Consider the following 17,254-nt stretch of genomic DNA (forward strand, 5'->3'; position numbering starts at 1 on the left):
GACCTGAATTGCGCAGTTCACGCTGCGGACGGGACGGTCAGCGCGGAGTGGTGTTGTCGGCCTTGAACGGGCCGCCGTGGCCGGGCACGATCAGGTCCGCAGCGGCCAGCACCCGCAGCCGGGAGGCGCGCAGCACCTCGCGGTCCGGGGCTACCGGGTCGTCCGCCGGGCCGTTCGCGTGCCACTACAGGTCGCCGGCGAAGGCCACCACGCCCGAGTCCGTGCCCGCCAGCAGCGTGATGTCCTCGAGGCTGTGGCCCGGAGTGCGGATCAGCCGCAGGGACGGGGTGAGCTCGTACCCCTCCGCGTCCCGGTTCGTCCAGTGGTCGTCCAGGTGCTCGGGCATACGACCGCCCAGGACGAGCGGTGGAACTCCGATGCCCGGACTCCAGCCGGGACCTGAATGCCTGAGACGGCCACATGTCCCCTCAGCCGCCTACGATGCACGCATGTCATCGTCTGGGATCGCTCCGGAAAGCCGTCGCGAGGGAACGAGGCCGACCGGCCTGGCGCCGACACGAGCGGACGGGATCATCAGAGCACTGTCGTGGTGGTGGGCGTCTGCGCCCCTCCTCCTGTTCACCCCGGCGATCGCGTATGCGATGGGGTTGCCGGACGTGAGACGAGAGATCGGCTGGGCGTTCGGCCTGGTGGCCCTGTTCACTGCCGTGCTTGCGCCGGCAGCGGGATTCGTGGTGGCTCAGGTTGGAGACCGGCGAGAGGCACGCGGGCGATTCCTGATCATGGCCGCGGTATCCAGTGTGCCGATTCTCTTCTTCTTGTTGTTCGGAGTGCTGTTCCCCGAATGCCCGGACGGATACCACTGCTGACAACGGCCGAAGATGAGTCGAGTTGTCGGCGGGTGATGAGGCAGCAGGCGAGTTCGAGGAACGCCTCGTGGATGTCCGCTCGTCGTTCCCAGCGCACGCGCAATCGGCGGAAGCCGTGCAGCCGGGCGAAGGTCCGCTCGACCACCCAACGGTCTTCGGCCACGAGTTCCGGGCGTTCACCGGGCCCATGCCGACCCGGTACGTCGAAGTCCGGCGGTGGTTCCTGCGCGAACATCCCGGCCACGTGCTGGACAGCCGGCCCCTGTCGGCCGATTGATTGCCTACCAGAGCGACAGCTCACGACACGCTAATTTGGGGCACCCCAAGGCAGAGGAGAGCCCCGTGGGCAAGGTGGTCATGTACAGCTCGGTGTCGGTGGACGGCTTCGTCGCGGACGAGAATGACCAGCCCGGACCGCTGTTCGACTGGTTGTCCAGTGGTGACGTCCCGTTGGACGAGAGCGGCGATGTGCAGGTGTCGCAGACGTCCTACGACTACACCAGGCCGTACTGGGACCAGATCGGAGTCACGATCGTCGGTCGCCACGTCTTCGACCTGACGGACGGATGGGACGGAAAGCCTCCGGGCGGGATCGACCACGTGGTCGTCGTGTCGCACCGGCCGATGCCTGAGGGCTGGGACCCCGAGGCGCCGTTTCACTTCGTCGACGGCGTCGAGGCAGCCGTGGCCAAGGCGCAGGAGCTCGCGGGTGACCGCATGGTCGAGGTCGCCGCCGGCGACGTCGGTGGCCAGATACTTGCCGCGGGCCTGGTCGACGAGGTGCGCATGGACGTCGTACCCGTCGTGTTCGGGTCCGGCAAGCGCTACTTCGGGTCGGTCGACGCGTAGCACCTGTTGGAGGATCCTGACGTGGTGATTCAGGGCAACCGGGTGCTTCACCTGCGCTATCGGGTACGCCGTTGACCGATCTGAGCGGGTACGCGAAGAAGTCCACTGCGAACGGTCCACTGCGAACGGAGTCCAGCTGGCTATCCCCGGCGAGGAGTGGACGACGCCAGTCGGACAGGACGGCGAGCGAGTACAGACCCGTCATGGCCGCCATGTTGCCCGCTGTCAGGGGACGGCGATGCCGAGCCCTGTACCTCACCGAAGCAGACGGGGATGATCTCCTGCGTGATGAAGAGAGGAGGTTCGGGAGCTGGCGCGGGTGTCGATGACGCCCACACGTGGAACACACGGCTGGACTGGGCTTACGGGCTCATCGCGGAGGATCCCACCGACCGGGCCGCGGCCCTGGTACGTCTGGGCCATGCCCAGAGGAGCGTCAACCAGGCACTGAGCCGGTTCAACGAGTTGTCGAGGGCGACACTGACGCTGGGCCGACAGGCGTACCAGGACCCGGCCTTCCTGCAGGCCCACGAGGCGTACATCGCCGCCGGGAGGCATTCACTGCCGAACGCGTTGTGGAACCGCCCGCAAGGGGACGTCAGAGTATGGCCGGGTCTGCCGTACTCGCTGCTCTTCCTGGAGTGGGAGGCGAGGTATCCCCAGGAGTGGACCCGGCACGCCAAGAAGTGGGGCACGAAGCAGCTGCTCATACGGGATGTGGCGGTCGCCGGCCACGACGATCCGGTCAGGACCAAGCTCACCGACCTCGTCGAGATCGCCGTACAACGGCCCTACCGCTGCAAAGACCGCGAGTACGTACGTGTTGCCAGGGCCGTCGACGGCCAGGACCTGCGCGGAAGGCTCAGCGTGGCCGCCCAGTCGGACAACCCCTGGGGCCGACGCCAGGCCGGCTATGTGCTCTGGCTCCTCGATCACCCCGAACTGCCGAACACACTCCACGTCTGGCGGACCTGGACCACCAGGCATCCCTGACAGGCCCGGTTGGGACATCTCCGGGTGAACCGCCGGCCCCGGGTGCGGTGCTGCCCTGGGCGGAGGTTCGCCGGCTTGAGGTGGTGGCGCCCCGGATCCCGGCAGGACGTGCGTGCAGCGTCAGATGGCCAGGATCGCGCGTACTCGCTTGCCGCCCCCGGTGACCGGAGTGACGTCGAAGCGATCGGCCAGGCACCGCACCATGGCCAGGCCCCGCCCGCTCTCGGCATCGGGCGCGGGTGGCCTCAGGCGGGGCCGGGCCGGGCTGTCGTCGCAGACCTCGACGGTCACCTGCTCATCGGTCACCCACAGGCGCAGCCGGCAGCCACTGCGGCCGTGCCGGGTGGCGTTGGCGACCAGTTCGGACACGATGAGCGTCGCGTCGTCGATCTGCTCGGCATGCACCGGCGCCATCCGGTGGCGGGGCCGGGCGAGAAACGCTGAGGTCAGCCTCCGCGCCCGTCCGGCCGATGTGGCATGGTCGGGCAGCAGATACTCCACTCGTACGGAACGCCGATGGGTACGCCGATGCGTACGCATGGCGGATCACTTCCCCTCCTAGGGCACCCGGCATGCTCGCGGCGTGGCCGCTCGCCGGGGCCGCGCCATGTCTTGGGCGGCCGGTCCTGCCCAGTCCTGATGCCCCCGGAGGGTGATCGCCAATCCGCAGGCGGGCGGGCGACTTGACGACGCCGACCTTCCGCAGGACCACACAACCCGCCCTGGCCTGGGGACTTGGTACAGAGTGGTCGGGCCGCAGCCGACAGGTGACGTCGACGGCCAGGACCAGTCGGCCGTCGGCGGTCCGCGGCAGGGGCACTTCGGCCAGTGCCCGCTGCAGCCAGCCGGCACCGATGCGTCCACGGGCCACGGCGGCGTAGAGCCCGCCATGGCCCCGGTGGTATGCACCCACCAGCGACAGCTCGGCCAGCGACCTCACCGGCCAGTTGTCCGGCGGCATGGACAGCGCGGTCATGATGACCGTGTTCATGGACGATGCCGCGGACCGCCGGCGTAGCCGACAGCGTCATCTCGTATCACGCTGGCCTCGGTGTGCTGGAGTGGCCGCCCGTGGTTTCGGCGACATCCGCTACCCGGGGTGGCGGGACGTCAGGACGCCGCGGCGCGGAAGACGCTGGGGCTCAGGCCCCGCTGGCGTTTGAAGGCGGCGCTGAAGCCGAAGGCATCGGCGTAGCCGACAGACTTGGCGATCTGAGCGATGGCGAAGTCGGTGTCGGACAGGAGTGCCTCGGCCTCGTCCATGCGGCATTCCGTGAGGTAGGTCAGAGGCGGGCGGCCCATAACCTCGGTGAAGCGTTTGGCGAACAGCGCCCGGGAGACGCCGGATTCGGCGGCGAGCGCCGCTACCGTCCACGTCTTGGAGGGCCGGGCGTGGAAGGCTTGGAGGGCGGGGGCGAGGATCGGTTCGGCCAGGCCGCGATACCAGTCGGGGGCGTCCGGGCCCGCCTGCTCCAACCAGGTGCGCAGCGTGCACACCAGGGCCCAGTCCAGGAGTCGGTCCATCAGCGCCTGCGAGCCGGCCGAGCGCAGGGCGGCATCGGCGGCGGCTGTCTCCAGCCAGGCGCAAACCTCGGTGCCCTCATTGATCACCAGCACGGGTGGCAGGGCGCGCAGCAGTCGTTGATGGCGATGGCCCGAAGCGCGGTAGGCGCCCACGATCAGTGCGGTCGCTCCGTCCGGATCGTTGCCCCAGCGGATACCGCCGAGATCCTGGGCGGTGCATGCGGCATCCTCTGCGAAGCAGGCGATTTCGTACTCGACGTGTGGGCGGTTGCAGGAGGACGGCCGATCCGCGAGGTGAAACGGGTCGGGGCCGCGCACGATGGCCGTGTCGCCGACGCCGACCGCTTGTTCGGTGCCGTCGGGCAGCAGCAGGGTGCCGCCGCCACGCAGCACGCTCACCATGGTGAGCGGGGCGCCGTCGGCGAAGCGGATGGTCCAGGGCGCTTCCAGCACGGCGTGACTGACGACCGAGCCCTCGGCCCGGATGCCACTGAGGAGAGAACTCAAAGGATCCACGGGCGCCATCGTAGACGAACTCCTATGCAGCTGAGCGTTTCTCCCATGGATCATCCAATCGATCACGGGTGTACTGGACTGGCAGAACCGACCGAGACCAGCCAGGAGGAACCATGTCGCACCTCGACAGCGCAGCCAGAACCGCCCTTGTGGTCATCGCGCACCACCGCACCGATTCCCTCACCGCGCACACCGCCCGCCGTACCGCTGCCCAACTCGAGACCGCCGGATACGTCGTCGACCTGCTCGACCTGCACGCCGAGGGATTCGACCCGCGGATGAACGTGGCGGACCAGCCTGACTGGGGCAACAGGGAGAAGCCGTACTCGGACGAAGTCCGGGCCCATATGCAGCGCATTCTCGACGCCGATGTCGTCGTCGCCGTGTTCCCCGTGTACTGGCAGAGCGTGCCCGCCCTCCTCAAGGGCTGGATCGATCGCGTGTGGAACTACGGATTCGCCTACGGGCGCAGCAAGCCCAGCCTGGCGGGCAAGCGCATGCTGTGGCTGGGCCTGGCCGGTGCCACCTCGGACGACCCCATCACGGAGGGAATGCAGGCCTTGCTGGAGACCAACTTGAGTGAGGGCATCGCCTACTACTGCGGGTTCTCCCACTCCTCCGTCGCCCTGCTCCCCGACGCCGAGGAGCGCCCTCAGCGCCTCGACGCCGAGGGCAATCTGCTGGTCGGCGACGCGGTCGCGGGAGCCGAGCGCGAGGCGCAGTACACCGAGTTCGACCGCCGCGCGGGGAAGGCCGTGGAAGCCTTCCTTGCGGCGGAGCCGGTGGCGGCCTGAGCGTCACGGTAGTGGCGGCGTTGCAGGCTGATGCCCGGTCGATGCTGGCCTGCAACGCTTCCGAGCACACCACGGTCCTGCAACACCAGCCGCTACGGCCGACGCCGAGGCACTGGCCGGGAACGGATGCACCCACGCCTACAGGCCCACGGGCCGAGGCCGGACCATGGGAACTCCCGTCACCGAAGTGGGGCGGCTCTACGTCGGGGGCGCGAACGTTTTCGCATGTCGAGTCACAGCACTGCGTTTCCAACGCGTGTCCACCGCCGATCGCGGAGCCACACCAACTGAGCGGACCCTGCCCTTCACCAGCAGCGCCTATGAAGCACGCCGGACCGCCCGGTGATCGCAGCCGGCCGGTCGTGTCGCGGCACGGCTCGCCACACGGTCTCGGCCACGTCGCTCTCCTTGGTGAACAGGTCCTGGCCCGCGAAGCCGCTCATGGCCTGCGTAGCCCACGCAGGCAGAGGGCCGCGACCAGCTCGTCCAGCGAGGTCCCACGAACGCGCGGATCATCGGCCTGGGGTGGCGGGCTGTGCTTGGCTGCAGAGGCGGAACGCGCGGACAGCCAGCCGCCCCACCGCCGCCATTTGTTCTCGACGTCCGGTCATGGGGTCGGAGAAGCGGTCAACGCGTTGACGAGCTGGGCAAATTCGGTGCGTTGCCGCTCGGTCAGTGTGGCGTAGAGCGGCGCCTGCAGCTCATCGGTGAGCTGCTCGGCACGCTGCCGTCGGGGTGTCAGGGCCGCGGCAACGAGATGTGGCTCTTGCCATCCGTAGTGGGCTGCCTGCTCGTCGCCGAGGTTGATGACCATTGCCGCTCGGGCGCTCAGCCCGCACATGCGCACCGCCGCGAGATGACAGGCGCCACGGTGTTCCCGCAGTACGTGGATGCGCTGCATGGCCCCACCGACCGGGTCGCCGGAGGGGCAGGCTTGCGCTCGCCAGCCGGCGTACAGAGGCAGTGCGTCGGCGTCGGCGACGTCGATCAGCTGCTGTGCCAAGCGGTTGAAGTGCTCCACGTCGACGTCGGTGGGGATGTTGGCACGCCCCCAGGTCCGGATGGCCTGTGCGTACAGGGCGGCGGCTTCCTCCGCCGGCATCACGGGCCGTCCCTCCAGCCAGCCCGCAGCAACCAGATGAGGGCCGAGGAAGCCCTGCACCGCCTGGACAACCGAGACCGATGCCTCGCCGAGCACCCCGAACCGGCCGCGGCAGTAGAAGCCGCGCCCCGGGGGAAACCCGGCACGCAGACCGACGGCGGCGGTCGCCTTGTCGGACATGAACTCGTCGCCGAAATCGTGGATGGGCCGGGCAACCGCGGCGATGCAGTCGAAGATCTCCATGCGCCGAAGGTCGCCCACCAGGACCCAATAGGTCAAGAGGGTGAATTCTGATGAAACCCTTTAGAGAAAGTATCGAGTAAGGTCTCGGGTCATGCTGGATGTCCGCCGTCTGCACATGCTCAAAACCGTCGCCGCCCGCGGCTCCATCGCGGCGGCCGCCCAGTCACTGGCGCTGTCCGCCGGTGCCGTGTCCCAACAGTTGTCCGCGCTGCACCGCGACGTGGGAGTCGAGTTGCTGCGCCCCGACGGGCGAACCGTGGCGCTGACGGAAGCGGGCCGGGTGCTCCTCGAGCACACCGACCGGATCCTCGCCGCCGTGCAGGAAGCCGAAAGCGCCCTCGCGGCGGTCAAAGGCACCGTCGGCACCACCGCCACCCTGGCCGCGCTGCCGTCGACCGTCTCCGGGATCGTGGGCCCCGCACTGACCGCACTGCGCTCACACCACCCGCAGCTCACGGTGACCTGCCTCGTCACCGACCAGGCGCAACTGCGGGAACTCACCCTCGGCACCGTCGACGTGGTGCTGGGACAGCGGTATCACCACCTGCCGGATGCCACACCTCGGGGCGTCGAGGTCTCCCCGCTGCTCGACGATCCGCTACTCGTCGTCACCGCGGCCGACCAGGGCGACGAGCGGCCGGTCGCCCTCCGGGATCTGGCCACGCACAGCCTCGCCGTGCCGCCGCCGACCACGGACTGCGGTCAGGCCATCCTGCACGCCTTCCGCCAGGCCGGCTTCACCCCCACGGCCCGCTACATCACCGCCGACACCGGCGCCCAGCTCACCCTCGCACGGGCCGGCCTCGCCACCGCACTCGTCCCCCGAACGGCCATCGACCCGGCAACACCCGGAATCAGCACGGCACCCATCGAGGATCGCCCGATCCTGCGCCTGCTGTTCGCCGCGACGCGCCACACCGAATCCGCGAACCCGACGACCACGGCCCTCATCGCAGCCCTGCGCACAGCAGCGCGGCAGGGGCACACCGCGCGCCCCCCGGAGGCCTAGGGCTTCTCCTTTCGATCAAGGTGGGGGCGAGTGCGGCAGGAAATGCCGGGGATGGCAATCTGGGCCGATGCAGCCCCGGAGCCCATCTGTGAAGAACGCTCTGCGGCATCTGCTCAACGAGTGGGACCCGCTCGGCGTCGCCGACGAGGTGCAGGACGAGTACGACTGCATGCTCCTTCCCATGCTCCAGCGCCTCCGCGGCGGTGCCGACGAGACGGAGATCGGTGAGTTCCTGCGCCGCGAGGTGGAGGAGCACTTCGGTCTCGATCCCCTTGGCGCGCGACCGGACGCGATGGCCGTCCGAGTGATCGCCTGGTGGACGGCTGTTGAAGGAAGCCAACAGCACCGTCGAAGGCCCTGACGGGCTTGACTCACCGCCCGCCTGCCCCCGTCGAGCGCCACGCTGATGGCTCGCCGACCTGAACCGCGGCCATCTGAAGAAGATCGGCTACAGGTGGCGGGCCGGCCCGCGGGAAGATCGCGGGCATCGTGCCGGCGGTACTGCGCTGTGACCAGCGGCCGGGCGACCCCGGAGACAACGGGATGCACCGCACCATCGTCGCCCGGTGGGTGCGGAAGGCGTCGGCCTGCTGGCCACCCGCCTTCCGTGACAGAGCCAGGAGAGTGACCGCAACAGCAGGATGGCTTCGCGCGATTCGAAGTAGCGCAGCACGTCGGGCTTTGCCAGGCCGACGCGCCGGCTCAGCTCGTCGAGACTGACCGCGCTGACCGGCGCATGAAGTATCGGATCCAGCAGATGCTGGCCCAGGACAACCCCGGCGGCGCCATCATCAACCTGGCTTCGATCGCCGGCCTGGGCGGCATGCGCTACGCGGCCAACTACTCCGCCACCAAGCACGCCGTGGTCGGCCCGACCAAGTCCGCCGCGCTGGAGTACGCCACCGACCACATCCGCAGCAACGGCATCGCCCCCGCCGCGATCAAGACCGACATCCTCAGCACCGCCATCGAGGCCGACACCTGGGACGAGGCCACCATCGCCGCCCCCCAGCCGGCCAACCGCATGGGCCGTCCCACCGAGGTCTCCGATGCCATCACCTGGCTCACCTCCCCTCAGGCGTCCTGCATCACCGGAACCATCCTCAACGTCGACGGCGGCGACAAGGTCCAGTAGGACGTCACCTCGTTTCCCTTTGGCGGCGGCCGGGTGCTGCTTGCACCCCACTCTTCTCTGATCCGTTTCGAATCACCGGACGCGACCACTTGCCATCGACCGACGACCACCATATGGTCGTACGAACGTAAGGCATACGGACGTACTTCAAAACCAAGGGAGCTCATGATGGCGACAACTCGGCCGGTGGCACTCGTGACAGGCGCTTCCACCGGAATCGGAAAGGCGGCCGCCCTCGCGCTCGCCGCAGCGGGTTTCGAGACGGTGGGAACGAGCCGGAAGACGTCGGCAGCCGACCGTCGCGACGGCGTGACGTTCCTCGCCCTCGACGTGGGCAACGACGATTCGGTCGCTGCCGCGGTCGAGCAGGTGATTGAGCGGTTCGGGCGGATCGACGTCCTGGTCAACAATGCGGGCATCGGCTCCTCGGGCGCCGACGAGGAGAACTCTCTCGCGCAGGCCCAGCGCCTCTTCAACATCAACGTCTTCGGTGTGATGCGCATGACCAAGGCCGTTCTCCCGCACATGCGTGGCCGGGGAAGCGGGCGCATCATCAACATCTCGTCCGTCCTCGGGTTCCTCCCCGCGCCCTACATGGCCAACTACTCGGCGTCCAAGCACGCCCTCGAGGGGTACACCGAGTCCCTGGACCACGAGATCCGCGAACACGGGGTCCGGGCCCTCATCGTCCAGCCGGGCGGTACCAAATCCTCGTTCGAGGCGAACACCGTCGCACCCGACATGCCGATGCAGATCTACGCGGAGCAGCGGCGCATCGCCGACCAGGTGGCGTTGGCGGTCAACGAGGACGGCGACGACCCCGCCATCGTCGCGAAGGCGATCGTCGCGGCCGCCACCGACTCCAAGCCGCAGGTGCGGTACACCGCCGGCCGGAGCGCCCGGCTCCTCAGCGCGGCGCACCGCATCCTTCCCGCCGGGGTCTTCGACGGACAGGTCCGCAAGAGCAACAAGCTCCCCGGCTGAGATCTGCAGACAGTGAACCGCTCCGATATCGGTGGAGGCTCCGGACTGCCCCGAGGTGGGTGGAGCCGAGTAGCCGTGGACGCCACCAGGGACCCCGGGCCCGACCAGGACCGGTGCGGTCATCGGTCACCGGGCGACCGATGACCTGGGTGGAAGGCAAGGTGGGTGACGTGGACGCTGCCGGAGCCGATGCCGGCCGGCCCCGTGCCTGATCCGGTTCTGCAACCGGGCGGGCGGGCGAGCCGAAGTGGGACGGGTTGCCGGCCCTGCTTTCCGTGGACGCGGGCCGGGCGGTGCTGCGCTCGAGGCACGGCACCGGGATGCTTCCGGCGTTTCCAAGAGATTGAGACCGGGGCCGCGCAGCTGCCGGAGGCGACCGCACTGGACGGCGTTATACGACCTGTACGGGTGTCTCAGACCCAAGGTGTCTCAGACGGCGCACCCTCTGCAGACGAGGCGCGCTAGCCGCCGATGGTCCGGGGAGCCGGGGAGCCGGGGAGCCGGGGAGCCGGGGAGCCGGGGAGCCGGGGAGCCGAAAAAGAAAATAGGCAGCGCTGGCGTCGGCGCGGCACAGGCCTTCGCGCATGCAGCGGATTCAGCGGGCCGCTGGTGCTTCGCCGGCTCGGCGGTGGGTGACGCCCTGGGGATTGTGGCCTGCGTCCACCCCGACCACCGCGGCCGTTGCACCACCGTCGTCGCGCCCGACTGGCACTCCGGTCAGGCGGGCGAGTTCAACGGTGCCGCCCGGCCCTGCCTGGGCTCCGCCGTCCTGGCGGTGAGGGCCCTCTTGTGATGCACGCAGGACCGGAACTCGCGGTTCGCCGACGCGGTAGCCAGGCAGGCGCGTATGGAGAAAATCGTCGGGGTGCAAAAAGGGACTGTGCGCCGAAGGGTCAGTCGGCGGTTCCTGCCCGTCGCCCGCTCACGGGCTTTCCTGTACCGCACCCCACGCTTCGCGGACCTTTCTGGCATCGCCAGCCGTGACCACTGCCATCGACCGACGACCTCCACATGGTCGCACGATCGTAATACATACGGACGTAATGCAAATCCAAAGGAGCTTCGTGATGGCATCAACTCGGCCGGTGGCACTCGTGACAGGTGCCTCATCGGGAGTCGGCAGGGAGACGGCCCGCGCCTTCGCCGCGGCGGGCTTCGAGGTGATCGGAACCGCCCGCAACACCGCGCGAGTCACCGCGCCCGCCGGGGTGACCTACCTAGACCTCGACGTGACCAGCGACGAATCGGTCGACTCCGCGGTCAAGCAGGTGATCGACCGGTTCGGGCGCATCGACGTCCTGGTCAACAACGCCGGCGTCGGCGCCAACGGCGCCGCCGAGGAGTTCTCCGTCGCCCGCACGCACGAGGTCTTCGACGTCAACGTCTACGGCATCATGCGGATGACCAAGGCGGTTCTGCCGCACATGCGCGGTCAACGGCGCGGACGCGTCATCAACGTCTCCTCCCTCAGCGGATTCGTCCCCAGCCCGTTCATGGCCATCTACACCTCGTCCAAGCACGCGGTCGAGGGCTACTCCGGGTCGCTGGACCACGAGGTCCGCGAGCACGGCGTCCGGATCCTGCTCGTCGAGCCCGGCCCGATCAACACCCCGTTCGGGGACCACAGCGTGCAGGGCGACACCCCGTTGCCGCTCTACGCGTCGGGACGGCGCAACTTCGACGAGGTGCTGGCGAAGAATCTCAGCGGCGGCGACGATCCAGCCACCGTGGCCAAGGTGATCGTCGCGGCGGCCACCGACCGGAACCCGAAACCGCGGCGCACCGCCGGCTCGACGGCCGCCGGCATCAGCGTGTTCCACCGCGTCCTTCCGGCCCGGATCTTCGACCGCATCGTCCGCAGGTTCAACCGGATGCCGAACTGACACTCACCTTTCGCGTGACCGGACCCGTCCGAGACTGACGGCGCCTCTTCGACGACGTGATCGCGGATGCGATGGCGGGCGGCGACGACCTCCACATCGCGGACAGCCTCAAGGGCGTCCTCTGGTCCGTTACGGTCTCGGGCGGATCGGCGACCGAGTGGCTGACCGATCCTGCTCTCGCGTCGGTGCCCACCGAGGCCCTGCCGATCGGCGCCAACGTGCTCAGGTTCACCGCCGACATCAACTTCCCCGCTCTCCTTGCCGGGGCGTCTCGAACAGATCATTCGCTGGTACTTCTCCACCCAGCAGCATGACGGCATCGAGGACGGCTGCCCCAACGCCGCCCTCCTCGACGAGATCGCCCTCCACGGACACCACCAGGCAGGCCTGCGCCGACGGCGCGCTGGCCCTCATCGACGGCTTCGCCGCCCGCCTGGCACCCCACGATCCGCCCTCGGCACGCCTGAAGTCACTCAACCTCCTCGGCATGCCGGCCGGAACACGGCAACTCCCCCGTGCCCTGACCGACCGGCAACTCGCCGACCGACTCCTCGAACAGGGCATCCGCAACGCCCTCGCGCTGCTAGACAAAGAACAGCACGACTGATGCGAAGATCCGCCGTCGAGTGGGGGACGACCACGCACGCCGCCGATCCCGTCGCCTCTGCCGAACCTTTGGATTACGTTTGCAATACCATAGACTGGGCGAGTCGGGGGAAGGACAGCCGGTCCATCCGGCCGGCGAAGGAGCGTGTGGCGTGGTGCGGTACGGCAAAGAGCACAAGTCGGAGACCAGGCGGCGGATCATCGAGACAGCGGGCCGCCGGTTCAAGCAGGACGGTATCGACGGCTCCGGTGTCTCGACGCTCATGAAGGACGCGGGTCTGACCAACGGTGCCTTCTACGCTCACTTCGCATCCAAGGATGACCTCGTCACCACGGCGATCGCCGACCAGTTGAAGGTGCAGGCCGAGAACGTCGTCGCGCTGGCCGAGCCCGGCCGTGCCGGACTCGAGCAGATAGTGCGGGGATACCTTTCGCCCCAGCACCGCGAAACGCTTGGTGACGGCTGCCCCAACGCCGCTCTGCTCGACGAGATCGGGCGCTGCACCGAGACGACCAGGCAGGCGTACACCGATGGTGTGCTGATCCTCGTCGAGGGCATTGCCGCCCGCCTGGCGCCCGAGGCCCCGGCCTCCGCACGTGTGAAGGCACTCAGCCTCCTCGGCATGATGGCCGGGACGCTACAGCTTTCCCGCGCCTTGACCGACAGCCGACTCGCCACCGAGCTCCTCGATCAGGGGATAGACAACGCCCTCGCCCTGCTGGACTCCTGGCAGGGCGCCTGACGCACCCTGCGCGCCGGGGGCCCGGCCGCTCCGGTTGCACTCGCTCCCACGAGGGGCCAGGATCCCGCGATGGTGGCAGCAGCCGCAGGAAGCGCCTCGGGCCGCGGCCGCCACCGGCACCACCGGCTCGGGACTGCGCCCGCGCGCCCTGTGGGCGGGCTTGTCCCCATGGGCAGCCCCGGAGACCACCGGGCCGACCACGGCGGCCCGCGACTTCCGGGTCGGCCTGCCGGACGCCCGGCTCTTCCCGTACGACGCCTGGCGTCCCCTGATCGCCCGGGAACTACGCCCTTCGGCAGCCGGGGCGGTCGGATACGGCGATCCGGCCGGCCACGCCGGACTGCCGGCCGCACTCGCCCGGCACATCGGACTCTCCCGCGGCGTGCGGACCGGCCCGGACGACGTGCTGGTGACCACCGGCACGCAGCAGGCCCTGGACCTCATCGGGCGGGTGATGCTGGAACCGGGCGACCGGGTGGCCGTCGAGGAGCCCGGCTACCCACCGGCCCGGCTGGCGTTCCTGGCGCAGGGCGCCGAGGTCACGGGCATACCGGTGGACGCCGAGGGCCTGCTGGTGGACGCCATCCCGCCGGACACTCGCGCCGTGTACGTAACCCCCGCCCACCAGTTCCCGCTCGGCATGCCGATGTCCCTGCGGCGCAGAACGGCGCTGCTGCGATGGGCGCGGCGGCACGGCGCGGCCGTGATCGAGGACGACTACGACAGCGAGTTCCGGTTCGGCGGGCGGCCGGTCGAGACGCTGCAGAGTCTGGACCGGGACGGACACGTCATCTACGTGGGGTCGTTCTCCAAGGTGATGCTGCCCTCCCTGCGCGTCGGCTTCCTGGTGGCGCCCGCCCCGCTGCGCACAGCCCTGCGCACCGCCAAGTACACCCGACTGGCACACAGCGGTCCCCACGCAGGCAGCGCTCGCCCGCTTCGTCGACGACGGGTTGCTCGCCCGCCACATCCGCCGGATGCAGCACATGTACGCGACCCGACACCAAGCCATCACCCGCGCGCTCACTGACCACTTCGCGGACCTGACCGAGCTGGTGCCGTCTGCCGCGGGCCTGCACGTGACCACATTCACCCAAGCCCATCTCGCCGAGCCCGACGCCCTCGCGAACCGGGCTGTCCGGGCTCGGGCATCCGGCGTGGCGGTCTACACCCTGGCGGAGGTCGCCGCGAACCGCTCCGCGCGCCCAGGCCTCGTCTTCGGTTACGGCTCGATCAGCGCCCCGGACATCGAGCCGGGCCTGCACCGCATACTCGGCCCGCCTCAGGACTGCTGAACGCAGTGGACGAGCGGCTGGTCGCCTCCTGAGATTTCTCCTAGGCCGGCGGCTTCCGCTCCGCCTCTCTGCTGATCACCGAACACCGCCCGACGGCGATCGTCGCCGGGCCGATTCGATGGCGCTCCATCGACGCCGTCAGCGCATGCGGGCTCACCGTACCCGCCAACTTCTCGGTCGTCGGCTTCGTCGACCTCGCGCAAGGGGCGCAGAGCTTCCCCGGTCTGACCACCGTGCGTCAGCCGCTGCACGACATGGGCCAAGATGCAGCCCGCGCGCCGCTGTCCCTCATCGAGGACAGCACCTGCTCATGGAGCAGAACCGGTATCCGTCGGCGTCCTTCGTGACGGGGGCCGACGGTGGTCAAGCCCTTGGGCCGACGCCCGTCATCCCACAGCATGCGAGGGGACTTGTGGCCGATTCGCCGCCACCCGCCCAAGTGCCGCGCCATCTGCCGGCAGGCCCGGTGTCCGTCCGGGGCCTGTGCGATGGGAATTCACCATCGTGTTCGCCATGGCCCACGACGACACCGTCGAAATCGCATACGGCGAAACCGTTGACGCTGAGTTGCGTCCCACTTATGTTTTGGTCGAATTTACGAACCATGTTCGAAATTACGCACAGGGACGGTCCCGCATGCCGAAGATGTCAGAGCAGCCCCCCGCCGGACGCCAGAGATCCCTGATCCTGTGCTTGCTCGCCGTACTGATCGCCATGGTGTCAGCGACTACCCCGGCCGCCGCCGCCGAGGGCCGCCCGTACACCAACCCGATCAAGTCGCAGAAGGGCGCCGACCCCTGGCTCGAGTACTACAACGGCAACTACTACCTGGTCACCACGTCCTTCACCGGTGTGCTGACCATGCGGAAGTCGCCGACCCTGGCCGGACTCTCCACCGCCGCCAGCCTCCAGGTCTTCAGCGACACCACCCCCACCCGCAACACCAACATCTGGGCACCTGAGCTGCACTTCTTCGATGGCCACTGGTACCTGTACTACTCCGCGGCGCAGAGCGGTGTCGCCTGCTGCGACTCCCAGCGCACCCACGTCCTGGAGAGCGCGGGCACCGACCCCATGGGCCCGTACACGTACAAGAACATCCTCACCGACGCCAGCCTCACACCCGGCCCGGCCGGCGCTCAGGGCTGGCTCATCGATGCCAGTGTGCTCAAGCACGACGACAAGCTGTACCTCCTGGGCAGTGGCAAGATCAACGGCAGCACGCAGAGCCTGGTCATCGCCCCGATGAGCAACCCGTACACGCTCAGCGGCCCCTTCACCATCATCTCCAGCCCCACCCTGAGCTGGGAGACCCAGGGCGGCCCGGTCAACGAGGGACCCGAGCCGCTCTACCACGACGGCCGGACCTTCCTCACCTTCTCCGCCTCCAACTGCCAGACCGCCGACTACAAGCTGGGCCAGCTGGAGCTCACCGGCAGCGACCCCCTGCTCGCCTCCTCCTGGACGAAGAAGCAGACGCCGGTCTTCCAGCGCGATGACGCGGCAGGCGTCTACGCCCCCGGCCACAACGGCTTCTTCAGCTCGCCGGACGGCACCGAGAACTGGATCGTCTACCACGCCAACAACGCCGCGAACGGCGGCTGCGGCAACGGCCGTACGACGCGGGCGCAGAAGTTCACCTGGAACGCGGACGGTACACCGAACTTCGGCACCCCGGTCGCGCTCGGCACCACGCTGCCCGGCCCCTCGGGGGAGACGGCGACGACCCCGACCGCGTACACCCTGGTGAACCGCAACAGCGGCAAGTGCCTGGACGTCGAGGGCGGCAGCACTGCGGACGGCACCAACGTCTTCCAGTGGAGTTGCAACGGCGGCGCCAACCAGAAGTGGCGGATCGAGGACCTCGGCAACGACACCAACCGGCTGGTGAACGTCGCAACCGGCAAGGTCGTGGACACCGCGGGCTGCGCGACGGCCGACGGCACCGACATCGCCCAGTGGTCCTGGCTGAACAACAACTGCCAGAAGTTCCGTCTGGTCTACACGGCCACCGGTGACTACGTGCGGATCGTGAACGAGAACAGCGGCAAGGTCGCCGACGTCGCGAACTGCGGCACCGCGAACGGGGCGGACGTACGGCTGTGGACGTGGCTGAACAACAACTGCCAGCAGTGGCGCCTCGTCCCCACGGCCTGACCTCTCTTCCCGCCCCGCACACCGTGATCTGCTCTTGCTCCGCAGGCAGCAGCCGGAGAGGCAGCCCATCCGATCGAAGAGGACGGCCAGGAGCAGCCGTACGGCCTTGCTACTGCCGAGGACGTGATCTGCCACGCCGCTTCACCCAGGTCTCCGCCGCGGCGCGGGCGCTCCGCGGCAGGCCTGCCCCTACCCGGTCTTGGCGCGCCGGATCGCCGTGAACGGGAACGGGGCGGAGCCCCGCACGGGGCGGGGCTCCGCCCTGTGCGGGGCTCCGCCCTGTGCGGCGGGCAGGTCAATGACACCGATGACCTTGATGTGGGCACCGTAGGCCGCGGTGACCACGGCGCGGCCGGCCTCGTGAAACGCGGGCCTCAGCCACGTAGCGGGATTGGCGGATCCTCACGTCATCGGGCCGGCCGGGGGCATCGCCGTACGGCGCGGCAACCTGGCCAACGCGTCAAGGAGCTCCTGGGCGTTGCGCTCACCGTGACCGGCCAGTTTTCCGGTGAGGCCAGCCGCTCGTCACGGCGATCCCGGCCGCCAGAAGGAACAGGCGCTCCACCTCATGGTGGCCGACGTCCACGTGGG

18 protein-coding genes and 6 pseudogenes are annotated in these 17,254 nt (G+C 69.0%); 17 read left to right on the plus strand and 7 right to left on the minus strand.

Translation table 11 applies throughout. The features are described from left to right. Positions 1 to 37 precede the first annotated feature (37 nt). A pseudogene (locus tag ACFWJX_RS37055) lies at positions 38 to 340 on the minus strand (MBL fold metallo-hydrolase); the annotation flags it as partial. A 109-nt stretch (positions 341 to 449) separates the two neighbouring features. On the opposite strand from ACFWJX_RS37055, the gene ACFWJX_RS37060 reads away from it, so the two are divergent. Beyond that, on the plus strand, positions 450 to 830 hold the full coding sequence (locus ACFWJX_RS37060) for a hypothetical protein (protein ID WP_383250946.1): 381 nt from the start codon (positions 450 to 452) through the stop codon (positions 828 to 830). A gap of 19 nt (positions 831 to 849) precedes the next feature. On the opposite strand, the pseudogene ACFWJX_RS37065 reads toward ACFWJX_RS37060, so the two are convergent. Beyond that, positions 850 to 1,020 (minus strand): annotated as a pseudogene (locus tag ACFWJX_RS37065) (transposase); the annotation flags it as partial. Positions 1,021 to 1,172: 152 nt separating this feature from the next. Between ACFWJX_RS37065 and ACFWJX_RS37070 the strand changes: the two are divergent. After that, positions 1,173 to 1,754, plus strand: a pseudogene (locus ACFWJX_RS37070) (dihydrofolate reductase family protein). A gap of 213 nt (positions 1,755 to 1,967) precedes the next feature. Beyond that, on the plus strand, positions 1,968 to 2,672 hold the full coding sequence (locus ACFWJX_RS37075; protein ID WP_383250977.1) for a hypothetical protein: 705 nt from the start codon (positions 1,968 to 1,970) through the stop codon (positions 2,670 to 2,672). A 120-nt stretch (positions 2,673 to 2,792) separates the two neighbouring features. On the opposite strand, the gene ACFWJX_RS37080 is transcribed toward ACFWJX_RS37075, so the two are convergent. The 3 genes and pseudogenes from ACFWJX_RS37080 to ACFWJX_RS37090 all read right to left on the minus strand — a co-directional run bounded on the left by ACFWJX_RS37080 (position 2,793) and on the right by ACFWJX_RS37090 (position 4,721). Continuing rightward, positions 2,793 to 3,212 (minus strand): ATP-binding protein, encoded by a 420-nt coding sequence (locus ACFWJX_RS37080; RefSeq protein WP_383250948.1) that lies wholly within the window; start codon positions 3,210 to 3,212, stop codon positions 2,793 to 2,795. A 196-nt stretch (positions 3,213 to 3,408) separates the two neighbouring features. Beyond that, positions 3,409 to 3,663 (minus strand): annotated as a pseudogene (locus ACFWJX_RS37085) (transposase); the annotation flags it as partial. 119 nt (positions 3,664 to 3,782) lie between these two features. Further along, entirely contained in the window at positions 3,783 to 4,721 is a 939-nt protein-coding gene (locus tag ACFWJX_RS37090; RefSeq protein WP_383250950.1) for an AraC family transcriptional regulator, read from the minus strand. 104 nt (positions 4,722 to 4,825) lie between these two features. Here ACFWJX_RS37090 and ACFWJX_RS37095 point away from each other — a divergent pair, with 104 nt between their 5' ends. Beyond that, positions 4,826 to 5,506 carry an NAD(P)H oxidoreductase gene (locus tag ACFWJX_RS37095; protein WP_383250952.1) on the plus strand — a complete coding sequence of 227 codons (681 nt, stop codon included), beginning with the start codon at positions 4,826 to 4,828 and terminating at the stop codon, positions 5,504 to 5,506. Positions 5,507 to 6,113: 607 nt separating this feature from the next. Here the strand turns inward: ACFWJX_RS37095 and ACFWJX_RS37100 are convergent. Continuing rightward, on the minus strand, positions 6,114 to 6,851 hold the full coding sequence (locus tag ACFWJX_RS37100; RefSeq protein ID WP_383250954.1) for a hypothetical protein: 738 nt from the start codon (positions 6,849 to 6,851) through the stop codon (positions 6,114 to 6,116). 91 nt (positions 6,852 to 6,942) lie between these two features. On the opposite strand from ACFWJX_RS37100, the gene ACFWJX_RS37105 reads away from it, so the two are divergent. Further along, complete coding sequence (locus tag ACFWJX_RS37105) at positions 6,943 to 7,860, plus strand: LysR substrate-binding domain-containing protein (RefSeq protein WP_383250956.1); 918 nt, start codon at positions 6,943 to 6,945, stop codon at positions 7,858 to 7,860. A gap of 88 nt (positions 7,861 to 7,948) precedes the next feature. Further along, on the plus strand, positions 7,949 to 8,221 hold the full coding sequence (locus ACFWJX_RS37110; RefSeq protein ID WP_383250958.1) for a hypothetical protein: 273 nt from the start codon (positions 7,949 to 7,951) through the stop codon (positions 8,219 to 8,221). A gap of 273 nt (positions 8,222 to 8,494) precedes the next feature. Here the strand turns inward: ACFWJX_RS37110 and ACFWJX_RS37115 are convergent. Continuing rightward, a pseudogene (locus ACFWJX_RS37115) lies at positions 8,495 to 8,593 on the minus strand (TetR family transcriptional regulator); the annotation flags it as partial. A 3-nt stretch (positions 8,594 to 8,596) separates the two neighbouring features. Between ACFWJX_RS37115 and ACFWJX_RS37120 the strand changes: the two are divergent. The 11 genes and pseudogenes from ACFWJX_RS37120 (at position 8,597) to ACFWJX_RS37170 (ending at position 16,663) form a co-directional block, all read left to right on the plus strand. Then, positions 8,597 to 8,995, plus strand: a complete 399-nt coding sequence (locus ACFWJX_RS37120; RefSeq protein WP_383250960.1) for an SDR family oxidoreductase — start codon at positions 8,597 to 8,599, stop codon at positions 8,993 to 8,995. 168 nt (positions 8,996 to 9,163) lie between these two features. Further along, a complete protein-coding gene (locus ACFWJX_RS37125; protein ID WP_383250979.1) occupies positions 9,164 to 9,979 on the plus strand; it encodes an oxidoreductase in 816 nt (271 codons plus the stop codon). A gap of 646 nt (positions 9,980 to 10,625) precedes the next feature. Further along, positions 10,626 to 10,760 (plus strand): annotated as a pseudogene (locus ACFWJX_RS37130) (ADP-ribosylglycohydrolase family protein); the annotation flags it as partial. A 286-nt stretch (positions 10,761 to 11,046) separates the two neighbouring features. Next, complete coding sequence (locus ACFWJX_RS37135; protein ID WP_383250962.1) at positions 11,047 to 11,862, plus strand: oxidoreductase; 816 nt, start codon at positions 11,047 to 11,049, stop codon at positions 11,860 to 11,862. Positions 11,863 to 11,918: 56 nt separating this feature from the next. Then, complete coding sequence (locus tag ACFWJX_RS37140) at positions 11,919 to 12,176, plus strand: hypothetical protein (protein WP_383250964.1); 258 nt, start codon at positions 11,919 to 11,921, stop codon at positions 12,174 to 12,176. After that, complete coding sequence (locus tag ACFWJX_RS37145) at positions 12,173 to 12,469, plus strand: hypothetical protein (protein WP_383250966.1); 297 nt, start codon at positions 12,173 to 12,175, stop codon at positions 12,467 to 12,469. Before ACFWJX_RS37140 ends, ACFWJX_RS37145 begins: the two co-directional genes overlap by 4 nt. A 151-nt stretch (positions 12,470 to 12,620) precedes the next feature. Continuing rightward, positions 12,621 to 13,211, plus strand: a complete 591-nt coding sequence (locus ACFWJX_RS37150; RefSeq protein ID WP_383250968.1) for a TetR/AcrR family transcriptional regulator — start codon at positions 12,621 to 12,623, stop codon at positions 13,209 to 13,211. 160 nt (positions 13,212 to 13,371) lie between these two features. Continuing rightward, positions 13,372 to 14,241 (plus strand): PLP-dependent aminotransferase family protein, encoded by an 870-nt coding sequence (locus tag ACFWJX_RS37155; RefSeq protein ID WP_383250970.1) that lies wholly within the window; start codon positions 13,372 to 13,374, stop codon positions 14,239 to 14,241. After that, positions 14,198 to 14,506, plus strand: coding sequence for a hypothetical protein (locus tag ACFWJX_RS37160; protein ID WP_383250972.1), 309 nt, complete (start codon positions 14,198 to 14,200; stop codon positions 14,504 to 14,506). Before ACFWJX_RS37155 ends, ACFWJX_RS37160 begins: the two co-directional genes overlap by 44 nt. Positions 14,507 to 14,634: 128 nt before the next feature. Beyond that, complete coding sequence (locus ACFWJX_RS37165; protein WP_383250981.1) at positions 14,635 to 14,853, plus strand: substrate-binding domain-containing protein; 219 nt, start codon at positions 14,635 to 14,637, stop codon at positions 14,851 to 14,853. A 289-nt stretch (positions 14,854 to 15,142) separates the two neighbouring features. Then, positions 15,143 to 16,663 carry a family 43 glycosylhydrolase gene (locus ACFWJX_RS37170; RefSeq protein ID WP_383250973.1) on the plus strand — a complete coding sequence of 507 codons (1,521 nt, stop codon included), beginning with the start codon at positions 15,143 to 15,145 and terminating at the stop codon, positions 16,661 to 16,663. Positions 16,664 to 17,254: the final 591 nt, after the last annotated feature.

The organism is Streptomyces sp. NPDC058335, assembly GCF_042723915.1.
Lineage (GTDB): Bacteria > Actinomycetota > Actinomycetes > Streptomycetales > Streptomycetaceae > Streptomyces.